This window comes from Occallatibacter sp. (assembly GCF_049802275.1).
GTDB lineage: Bacteria > Acidobacteriota > Terriglobia > Terriglobales > Acidobacteriaceae > Telmatobacter.
In genome coordinates this window covers 1-1680 of record NZ_JBARMD010000581.1, presented here as the reverse complement: position 1 = coordinate 1680, position 1680 = coordinate 1, and the positions used below count along the sequence as shown (strand labels likewise).

2 protein-coding genes are annotated in these 1680 nt (G+C 59.0%); one reads left to right on the top strand and one right to left on the bottom strand.

Annotation, left to right across the window (positions count from 1 at the left end; all coding sequences use genetic code 11):
- A partial coding sequence (locus WA354_RS19910; RefSeq protein ID WP_472814767.1) for a hypothetical protein occupies positions 1-415 on the top strand: 415 nt, incomplete at its 5' end.
- A 57-nt stretch (positions 416-472) separates the two neighbouring features.
- Here the strand turns inward: WA354_RS19910 and ilvA are convergent.
- The gene (gene ilvA / locus WA354_RS19905; RefSeq protein ID WP_472814766.1) at positions 473-1678 is read right to left on the bottom strand and encodes a threonine ammonia-lyase; all 1206 of its coding nucleotides are present in this window, start codon (positions 1676-1678) and stop codon (positions 473-475) included.
- Positions 1679-1680: the final 2 nt, after the last annotated feature.

The window sequence follows — 1680 nt, the reverse complement described above, 5'->3', positions numbered from 1 at the left end:
GGAACTCGATCACGGCGGGGTTGCGGTGGGAACTTCGAAAAGCTTCAGGGTGAAGATAAATTGCCTCACGATAACTCCGGTCCTCAACGAATGGACGCAATACGAAGTGAGCAACTTGAATGGAAACATTCAAGTCGCGGCGCGCAAGAATGATGTGAACGTGGAGCGAGAAGTGGATCGCAACAAACCCTCGCCCGTGACGGAGTCTTCGCACGGAACCACGGTTCACGAGGGGGAACAGAAGAGTTTCAACGAATCGGAACTATGCGGAGCTCCTCCGCCGATTAGGGGAACTAACATGAGCCTAAATCCGAAATGGGTTGCGGCCGGGGCGGCGGGAACAGGCATCCTGCTCTGCGTTTTGCTGTGTCACGGCAGCCCACAGAAGGCACCGCTCAGCTCGTCGTCGCCATAGTGCGGCTATAGTTCACTTTCCATCTAATCTAAATCCACTCATCTTAGTCCGCGCGCATCACAGAATTCTTTCGTGTGTGTAGCCAGCAGCGCCCAGAGCGGCGAGCAGCTCCGCGATATGATCGGGTCCGCGCGTCTCCATCGTGATGTCGATAGCGGTATCACCGAGATTAACGCCGTGGTAGGCGCGGTCGTAGGCAGTCTCAACGATGTTGGCACGGTGATCGGCGAGGATTCCGGTGAGGCGGTGCAGCGCGCCGGGATAGTCCGGAAGGTGCACGCGGAGGCGGACCAAGCGTCCATCTTTCACCAGGCCGCTCTCGATGATGCGTGCGAGCAAGGTAACATCGATGTTGCCCCCACACACGAGGACGGCGATTCTTTTGCCTTGCAGCGGCAGCTTGCGGTTGAGGACGGCAGCAATGGCTGCCGCTCCCGCACCTTCAGCCAGGGTCTTTTCGCGCTCGAGCAACAGAAGAATCGCATTCGCGATTTCTTCCTCTTCCACGGTGACGATGTCGTCGACGTACTTTTGAACCAGAGGGAGCGTGCGCTCTCCGGCGCGGCGCACGGCAATACCGTCGGCAATCGTCTTGGCCGAGGCTAGGGTGACGGGCTTGCCCTCGGCCACCGCCGCCTTCATCGAAGGAATTCTGGAAGGTTGAACGCCGAAAATCTGGATCGCCGGATTCGTTTCTTTGACTGCGCAGGAGATCCCGCCGATGAGTCCTCCGCCGCCGATGGGCGCTACGATCACCTCGATCCCAGGATGCTGCTGCAGGATTTCCAGTCCCACAGTTCCCTGCCCGGCGATGACCGCGTCGTCGTCGAAGGCATGAATCAGGGTGAGCCCGTGTTGATGACTCAGTTCGACTGCCTTTTCGTAGGCTTCGTCGTAATTGGTGCCGTGAAGGACGACCTCTGCGCCGTAGGCGCGAGTGGCCGACACTTTGGTGAGCGGCGTGGGCAGCGGCATGACGATGCGCGCTTTGATGTTGTGCCTTCCCGCGTGGTAGGCGACGCCTTGCGCATGATTGCCGGCGGATGCGGCGATCACGCCGTGCGCGCGTTCAGCTTGATTCAGCGTCAGCAGTTTATTGAGTGCTCCCCGCTCTTTGAACGCTCCGGTGCGTTGCTGGTTGTCGAGCTTCAGGAAGATGGAATTGTTGGTCAGCCCGGAAAAGGTCTCCGAGTGCGTACAGGGAGAAACGCGAATGTCGGAGCGGATTCGTTCGAGGGCGGCCTGGATATCGGAAAGTTGGATCA